Origin of the sequence: Nocardia sp. NPDC058497 (assembly GCF_042720195.1) — a bacterium.
Taxonomy (GTDB): Bacteria; Actinomycetota; Actinomycetes; order Mycobacteriales; family Mycobacteriaceae; genus Nocardia.
In genome coordinates this window covers 1-6,475 of the sequence record NZ_JBHXMY010000347.1, presented here as the reverse complement: position 1 = coordinate 6,475, position 6,475 = coordinate 1, and the positions used below count along the sequence as shown (strand labels likewise).

Annotated in this window: 7 protein-coding genes and 1 pseudogene; 5 read left to right on the top strand and 3 right to left on the bottom strand. The window is 69.9% G+C overall.

The genetic code is table 11. The annotated features are described in order from the left end of the window. Positions 1-405: 405 nt before the first annotated feature. Positions 406-684 carry a hypothetical protein gene (locus tag ACFWPJ_RS21445; protein ID WP_378853938.1) on the top strand — a complete coding sequence of 93 codons (279 nt, stop codon included), beginning with the start codon at positions 406-408 and terminating at the stop codon, positions 682-684. Between the two features lie 225 nt (positions 685-909). After that, complete coding sequence (gene menD, locus ACFWPJ_RS21440) at positions 910-2,541, top strand: 2-succinyl-5-enolpyruvyl-6-hydroxy-3-cyclohexene-1-carboxylic-acid synthase (protein WP_378853937.1); 1,632 nt, start codon at positions 910-912, stop codon at positions 2,539-2,541. 63 nt (positions 2,542-2,604) lie between these two features. Here the strand turns inward: menD and ACFWPJ_RS21435 are convergent, their stop codons facing one another. Then, positions 2,605-2,850 carry a hypothetical protein gene (locus ACFWPJ_RS21435; RefSeq protein ID WP_378853935.1) on the bottom strand — a complete coding sequence of 82 codons (246 nt, stop codon included), beginning with the start codon at positions 2,848-2,850 and terminating at the stop codon, positions 2,605-2,607. Between the two features lie 158 nt (positions 2,851-3,008). On the opposite strand from ACFWPJ_RS21435, the gene ACFWPJ_RS21430 reads away from it, so the two are divergent. Both ACFWPJ_RS21430 and ACFWPJ_RS21425 read left to right on the top strand, forming a co-directional pair. Further along, a complete protein-coding gene (locus ACFWPJ_RS21430) occupies positions 3,009-3,608 on the top strand; it encodes a TIGR03086 family metal-binding protein (protein WP_378853933.1) in 600 nt (199 codons plus the stop codon). A gap of 68 nt (positions 3,609-3,676) precedes the next feature. Then, positions 3,677-4,405: a hypothetical protein gene (locus ACFWPJ_RS21425; RefSeq protein WP_378853931.1), complete on the top strand. Its 729-nt coding sequence runs from the start codon at positions 3,677-3,679 to the stop codon at positions 4,403-4,405. Between the two features lie 4 nt (positions 4,406-4,409). Here the strand turns inward: ACFWPJ_RS21425 and ACFWPJ_RS21420 are convergent, their stop codons facing one another. Continuing rightward, positions 4,410-5,021, bottom strand: coding sequence for a TetR/AcrR family transcriptional regulator C-terminal ligand-binding domain-containing protein (locus ACFWPJ_RS21420; protein ID WP_378853929.1), 612 nt, complete (start codon positions 5,019-5,021; stop codon positions 4,410-4,412). Between the two features lie 82 nt (positions 5,022-5,103). Between ACFWPJ_RS21420 and ACFWPJ_RS21415 the strand changes: the two genes are divergently transcribed. After that, on the top strand, positions 5,104-6,147 hold the full coding sequence (locus tag ACFWPJ_RS21415) for an aldo/keto reductase (protein ID WP_378853927.1): 1,044 nt from the start codon (positions 5,104-5,106) through the stop codon (positions 6,145-6,147). A gap of 1 nt (position 6,148) precedes the next feature. On the opposite strand, the pseudogene ACFWPJ_RS21410 reads toward ACFWPJ_RS21415, so the two are convergent. After that, positions 6,149-6,475 (bottom strand): annotated as a pseudogene (locus ACFWPJ_RS21410) (hypothetical protein); the annotation flags it as partial.

Genomic DNA, 6,475 nt, shown 5'->3' with positions numbered 1-6,475 from the left:
CGTCGTGGAGCCCCCCGCGGGGGCGCTCCCCCAGGCTGTGTTTCCGCCCGTGGGGGTGGGGGTGCGGTACCCCCCCCCCCCCCCCACCGGCCTTTCGCGTGCGCGTGTGACCACACTCACGTGACGGGGGTGTGGTGGGTGCGCGGCCACACCGATTCCCGGTCGCGGGTAAATTCCGCGCCGCGAAGTGTGAGCCACGGCACTTCGTACGTGAACGGCAGGGAAAGGGCGGGTGGCCGTCGATTCCTCGCCTTCCCGGCGTTCAGCGAACGACTGGCTATCGCAGCCCCGGATCGATTACCTTGCCAATCGAGCGGATTCGGAAATAGATATTTCACCGAAATACTCCTTCCGCTCGGTACGGACGTAAAAGACTGCATTGCGCAGGTCGAAAGGAAGTCGATCATGATCTCTCGCAAGACTCTCGCCGCCGCCGGTGTCACCGCTGCCGCCGCTGTCATGTTCTTCGGCCCGGCCGTCGCCAGCGCCGACACGGGTTCGGGCACCGGTTCTGCCGAGCTCGCCGGGCTGTCCAGCGGCTCGGCCGGCGTGCTCAGCGGTTCGGCCGCCGGTTCCAGCGTGCTCGAGTCGGGCAGCGGCGCGATCGACAGCGGCACCTCCGCGGTGGTCAACATCATCGAGGCGATCACCGGTATCCAGGAACTCACCGCGCCTGCCGCGTGATCTGATCGAGATACCGACCTGCTCCCTTTCGGGATGTTCTTTAAATCTGGCGACGGGCGTGAAACCCGTCGCCAGATTCATTTCTGAATTGCTGATCCGGTTATCGGGCAGAACCCGCCTGTGATGGTTCCGGCGGCGTTGACGACAGTGCGCGACTCGGCGCGGTGACGTAGCCAACGCGGGCCGGGGGCAGACGGGTGTGCCCCCGTCTGACACTCTGGGATTGTGAATCCGTCAACTGCGCAGGCACGAGTGGTCGTCGACGAGCTCGTGCGCGGCGGCGTCCGCGAGGTGGTGCTGTGCCCCGGATCGCGTAATGCCCCACTGGCCTTCGCGCTGCAGGCGGCCGACGCGGCCGGGCAGCTACGGCTGCACATGCGCATCGACGAGCGCACGGCGGGCTTCCTCGCGGTCGGGCTCGCGGTGTCGTCGGGGCGCCCTGTCCCGGTCGTGATGACCTCGGGCACCGCTGTGGCCAACCTCGGGCCCGCGGTGCTGGAAGCCAACTACGCGCGGGTGCCGTTGATCGTCGTCAGCGCGAACCGGCCCTACGAGATGCTCGGTACCGGCGCCAATCAGACCGTCGAGCAGCTCGGGCTGTTCGGCAGCCAGGTCCGCGCCACCATCAGCCTCGGGCTCGCCGAAGCCGAGGCGGGCGAGTCGGCGTATCCGCGCCAGAACAGCGTGTGGCGCTCCTCGGTGTGCCGGGTGCTCGCCGCGGCGCGCGGAACCCGTTCCGGCAACGCCGGTCCGGTGCAGTTCGACATCCCGCTGCGCGAGCCGCTGGTCCCCGAGCTGTCCGACGATCCGCTGCCCGCGGGCCGTGCCGGCGAACGGCCGTGGACCGCAACCCAGTACGCCACCCTCGACGTGCCGCTCGACATCGATCTCACGCCCGACACCGTCGTCATCTCCGGGCACGGCGCGCGGTTGCTGCCCGAACTCGCCGAACTGCCGACGGTGGCCGAGCCGACCGCGCCGATGCACGGTCCCGCCCTGCATCCGCTCGCATTGCCGCTGCTCAAGCCGACGCAGGCGATCATCACCGGCCGCCCGACCCTGCACCGCCAGGTCTCGCGGGTGCTCGCCGATCCGAATGTCACCGTCTTCGCGCTGACCACCGGCCCGCGCTGGCCCGATGTCTCCGGCAATGTCGTCGGCACCGGCACCCGCGCGGTGACCACCGGCGCCCCGCGCCCGGAGTGGCTGGCCCGCTGCGCTGAGCTGAACCGGCAGGCGCAATCGGTGGTGCGCGACGAACTGTCCGCGCACCCGAAGGCGACCGGCCTGCATGTGGCCGCCGTCGTCATGGACGCGCTGCGCGAAGGTGACCAGCTGCTGCTCGGCGCGTCGAACCCGGTCCGCGACGCGGCGCTGGTCTCGCATCCGCGACCCGGCGTGCGGGTGCTGTCCAACCGCGGTGTCGCCGGGATCGACGGCACCGTCTCCGGCGCGGTCGGCGCCGCGCTGGCCCACCCGGGCCGCACCGTCGCGCTGATGGGCGACCTGACCTTCCTACACGACGCGGCGGGCCTGCTGATCGGGCGCGGCGAACCGCGCCCGGACAACCTCACGATCGTCGTCGCCAACGACGACGGCGGCGGCATCTTCGAACTGCTCGAACAGGGCGACCCGCAGTACGCGGGCGTCTTCGAGCGGGTCTTCGGCACACCGCACGGCATGGATCTGGCGGCCCTGTGCGCCGCCTACCGGATCCCGCACCGCCAGGTCGACCCCGACGAGCTGGCTGTGGAGCTGGTCGGCGACGCGCACGGACTGCGCGTGCTCGAGGTCGCGACCGAGCGCTCCAGCCTGCGCGAACTGCACGCGACCGTCCGGGCGAAGATCGCGGGCTAGGCGTACCTCCGCATTCGCTCCGGCCGTGCGCAGGTCTGTCGACGGCTTCGCCGACAGTGCCTGCTAGGGCTCCTCGCCCTCGACGAACTCGTCGTCGAACGGGACGGCGATGGTCTGCTCGATCACGTCGGCGGGGTTCGCGGTGAATGCATCACGGTCGACATTGGCCGCCATCTGATCGGAGTAGTCGGCGGCATCGAAGAAGGCGGGGTCGTCGGGGTCGTCGGCGCTGAAGACCGACTGTTCCTGTTCGATCCGATCGGCCTCGGGGACCTCGTCCAGTGGCCGGGCGGTTTCGTGGTCGATCATCGGTGCTCCTCGGTCGTCGCCTCGCACGTTTGTCGCTGATCGTTGCGCCATCCAGCGTGCGCCGATTCGGGCCGCTCGGCAACCCGCGCGGCGATGAGTTCACAGTGCTCGGTCCGTCTGTACTCATGTAGGCAGTCCGTACTCGCTCAGGAGCGCACATGGAACCGCAGTTCGACTTCGCCCCCGCCGCCCGCACGCTCGCCACCGTCGTCGCCGGCATCGCCGACGATCAGCTCACCGCGCCGACGCCGTGCGTCGAGACCACCGTGGGGACGCTGCTCTCGCACGTCGTCGGGCTGACCGAGGCGTTCCGGCAGGCCGCGACCAAGGAGTCGGACGGCCGGTCGGCGCCGCCCAGCCTCGACGACCCGCTGCCCGCCGACTGGCGCACCCTTATCCCCGCGCAGCTGGACGCGCTGACCGTCGCGTGGCGTGCGCCCGAGGCCTGGGACGGCGACGCCGAGGCCGGTGGCGTGGTGCTGCCTGCCGCGGTCATGGCGATGGTCGCCCTCGACGAGGTCACCATCCACGCCTGGGATCTGGCGGTCGCCACCGGGCAGTCCGTGTCGGTCGATCCCGGTTATCTGCCGATCCTGCACGAATTCCTGCGCGACACCGACCCGTCCGGCACGCCCGGTCTGTTCGGCCCGGTAGTCGCCGTTCCCGATGACGCACCCGCGTTCGAGCGCCTCCTCGGCCTCACCGGTCGCGACCCCCGCTGGCAGGCGACCGTGAACGCAGCGGACCCCCGGGTTTGATACGGTCGCACCACGTTAGACGTTCGACCTTGGGGGGTTTCGTTGTGCTGCAAATTATTCTGATCCTGATGGCGTTGTCCGGGCTGTTCTCCTGGATGGCCTTCGCCAACGGCAGTGTGCTCGTCGGGGTGATCTTCGCGCTGCTGGCGCTCGCGCCGCTCATCGCGATCGTTGTCGCCATGGTGCGCAAGCGAACCGGGGCAACGGGGCCGCTGTTCGGCAAGTCCAAGGCGGTGGGGGCGATCGCGCTGGTGACCGTCTTGTGCGCGGTCGGCTACGCGGTGTACTGGACGTTCTGGACGCCCAAGGAACACGAGGGCACGCTGGCGGACATCAGCGACATGGAGTCGGCCTGCCACGACATGGGCGGCAAGTTCTTCCCGACCGCGGCGGAATTCACCGGGCCCACACCGCATCCGGTCGTCGCGTTCGTCGACGAGCAGGTCGGCACGTCGAAGGCCGAGATCGGCGGCTTCGACACGCCACGTGAATGGGGCGGGCGCGACCTGAAGCCCGCCGACGTGCAGTTGATCGCCTGCCTCGACGAACCCGACGACGGCAAGTTCCTCACCGACTGCAAGTTCACCGGCAGCAGCCTGCCGCTGTACCAGGGCCGCTACGACGTGACCATTCGCGAGGCCAAGACCGGTCGCACGGTCGGCACCGCGCAGATGTCGGGCAAGTCGACGCCGGACTGCCCGTTCTCGGCGCTCACCAAGGGCGACAACCCGAAGATCCACACCGAGCCCGATCTCGCCGAATACCAGCGCGCGCTGGGCGAATTCGTCTCGAAGTAGGCGCTCAGCGGACGAAGGTGCCGCCGATCGTGGCGAGGGTGGCCGCCCTGGCCGACTGGTCGGCGGCGGCCTCGTCGACGGGGTCGCCGCTGGCGAGCAGCCGGTAGTACAGCGGCGCGGAGACCGCGGACAGGACCGCTCGCGCGTCGGTGCCCGCGGGCGCTTCGCCGCGCGCGACGGCGGCGTCGACGCAGGGCGCCCATTCGGTGAGCCGGGTGTCGTAGAAGGTGTGCAGTGCCGCGGCGGTGACCTCGTCGCAGGTGGCCGCGGCGATGACGGCACGGAAGAGATTGCCCTGCCGTTGGTCGGCGAGGGTCTTGGCGACCAGCCGGGCATTGGCCGTGAGGTCGTCGAGCAGGGTGCCGGTTTCGACGCGGGGCAGCGACTGCTCGGCCATGTCGACGAGCAGGTCGGCGACCAGCCCGGCGGGGGTGCGCCAACGGCGATAGACCGTGGTCTTGCCGACCCCGGCCGTCGCGGCGACCTCGGCCAGATCGAGGTGGGCGAAGCCGCGGTCGGCGAGCAGATCGCCGGCGACCTGCAGGACGGACTCGCGGACCCGGGCAGTGCGCCCACCTGGGCGAACAGACCCGGGCCAGGCAACATCGCGATTCATAACGGAACTCCTGTTTCATTTAGCGCGCAGCGGGTGTACTGTCCGAAGTGTTAACGGAACTATAGACCCCTTAGGAGTTCTCATGGAGTACCGGCGGCTCGGCGCATCGGGTCTGCTCGTTCCCGCGCTCGGTTTCGGCGCGGGCACCTTCGGCGGACGAGGCGCCCTGTTCAGCGCCTGGGGCGATACCGATGCGGCGCAGGCCAGGCGCCTGGTCGACATCAGCCTGGAGGCCGGTGTCACCCTGTTCGACACGGCCGACGTCTATTCCGACGGCGCCTCGGAGGAAGTGCTCGGCGCGGCGATCAAGGGCAGGCGCGAGCAGGTGCTGCTGTCGACCAAATCGGCCCTGCCGACCGGTCCCGGCCCGCACGAGGCCGGCGCGAGCCGCGCCAGGCTGATCCGGGCGGTCGACGCCTCCCTGCGTCGCCTCGGCACCGACTACCTCGACCTGTTCCAGCTACACGCCTTCGACGCGGGCACCCCGCTGGCGGAAACCCTCACGGCCCTGGACGATCTCGTGCGCGCGGGCAAGATCCGCTACCTCGGCGTCTCCAACTTCGCCGGGTGGGAATTGATGAAGGCGCTGGCCACCGCCGAGGAGCTCGGCCTGGAAAAGCCCGTCGCGCACCAGGTCTACTACTCGCTCGTCGGCCGCGACTACGAATGGGAACTGATGCCGCTCGGCGCGGACCAGGGCGTCGGCGCGGTCGTCTGGAGCCCGCTGGGCTGGGGCAGGCTCACCGGCAAAGTCCGTCGCGGCCAGCCGATTCCGGCGGGCAGCAGGCTGCACGAGACCGCGCAAGCCGGCCCACCCGTCGACGACGAACACCTCTACGACATCGTCGACGTCCTCGATCGCATCGCCGCCGACACCGGCCGCAGCGTCCCGCAGATCGCCCTCAACTGGCTGCTCACCCGGCCGACCGTCGCCACCGTCCTGGTCGGCGCCCGCAACGAGGACCAGCTGCGCCAGAACCTGGGTGCCATCGGCTGGCAGCTCGATCCGGAACACCTGGCCGCCCTCGACGCGGCAAGCGCGACCACACCCCCGTACCCGTACTACCCGTACCACCGCCTGCCCGACTTCACCCGGCTGAACCCGCCCGCCGTGCGGGCGGCGTGAGTCAGTACACGTCGCGGACGTAGCGCTTCTCGGCGACGAGCTGCTTCTTGAAGGCCAGGGCGCCTGCTTCGTCCAGCTTGCCGTGGATCTGGGCGATGCGGAGCAGGGTGTCGTCGACGTCCTTGGCCATGCGAGCCGCGTCGCCGCAGACGTAGAAGTGGCCGCCGTCGCGCAGCCACGACCACAGCTCGGCGCCGTGCTCGATCATCCGGTGCTGCACGTAGATCCGCTCGCGCTGGTCGCGGGAGAAGGCCAGGTCCAGGCGGGTGAGGAAGCCGGAGCGGAACATGTCATCCAGCTATGAGAGGTAGTAGAAGTTCTGGGCGGC